At 68.9% G+C, this 1,140-nt stretch carries 1 protein-coding gene and 1 pseudogene; both read right to left on the reverse strand.

All coding sequences use genetic code 11. The features are described from left to right. Positions 1–191, reverse strand: a pseudogene (locus tag AB0I22_RS39810) (hypothetical protein); the annotation flags it as partial. Then, positions 184–1,059: an IS5 family transposase gene (locus AB0I22_RS39815; protein WP_363135919.1), complete on the reverse strand. Its 876-nt coding sequence runs from the start codon at positions 1,057–1,059 to the stop codon at positions 184–186. The pseudogene AB0I22_RS39810 and the gene AB0I22_RS39815, both read right to left, overlap by 8 nt. Positions 1,060–1,140: the final 81 nt, after the last annotated feature.

Raw genomic sequence — 1,140 nt, forward strand, 5'->3', positions numbered from 1 at the left:
GGCTCCAAGCCGCCGGAATCGCTGTCCTTGGCGATCTCCAAGACGGTCTCCCGGGTGACTTCCAGCCGCTCCAGCCGGTGCTCCACAGCGGCAAGTTGCTCACCGAGCTGGGCGATCTGCTCGCGCAGGCGGGCTGCTTCCTCGCGGCCGGCGGCCTGTCGTTCGTCGATCTGGGCCAGGAGTTCACGCATGCGCCGCCTCGCCGGTCGGGCCCCTGGCGCCGAACGGCGGCGGATCGCGCCAGGTCAGCGCGGAGTGGCCGGTGAGCCGGCGAGTCATCACGTCGGTCATCGACCAGCGGATCCACGAGGCCGCACTGGCCGGGAGGGTCTCGTAGTCACGGGCCAGGCGGCGGTGCAGCAGCAGCGTGCCGAAGGTCTGCTCGACGATCCACCGCTTCGGCGCCGGTGCGAAGCCCTTCGTGTGCGGATCGCGCTGCACCACCTCGATGTCGATGCCCAGAGCGGCGCCGTGGTCGATGACCGCGTTCTTGAACCCGGCGTCCACCCAGCCCTTGGTCACCGACGGGTTGTCCGCAGCGACCTGGTCCAACAGCGTGATGCCGATGGCGTTGTCGTGCACGCTCGCCGCGACCACGATCACCGCGATGAGCAGGCCCAGGACATCGGTGGCGATGCCCCGCTTGCGGCCCCGGCTCTTCTTGCCCGGATCCAGCCCAGTCGTGGCCTTGGGCGCGTTGACCGAGGTGTGCACGGTCTGGGTGTCCATCACGAACGCGGACGGGTCCTCACGGCGGCCGCGGCTCTCGCGCACCTGCCAGCGCAGCAGGTCGTGAATCACCTGGTCGGTGCCGTCGTCGCGCCACTTGCCGAAGTAGTAGTACACCGCGGTGTACGGCGGGAAGTCGTGCGGCAGGTAACGCCACTGGCAGCCCACCCGGGCCTGGTACAGGATCGCGTCGACGATCTCCCGCATCTCGTACCGGCCCTCATGACCGCTGACCGAGCGGTGCTGTCCCTTCCAGGACGTGATGACCGGCCGGATCAGCTCCCACGCCTCGTCCGACAGATCACTCGGGTACGGCTGCCGCCCGCCCATACCTACCAGCAGACCGCAGAACCGGTCGACCGCAAGCCCTCAAACCGGACAACACCACCGGCGACTCACACAACGCCCACT

The sequence above is a fragment of the Streptomyces sp. NPDC050610 genome (genome assembly GCF_040654875.1).
Classification (GTDB): Bacteria; Actinomycetota; Actinomycetes; order Streptomycetales; family Streptomycetaceae; genus Streptomyces.

Coding starts and splice junctions, on each gene's coding strand:
- AB0I22_RS39815 (WP_363135919.1), bottom strand. CDS start 1,059: ATGGGCGGGCGGCAGCCGTACCCGAGTGATCTGTCGGACGAGGCGTGG.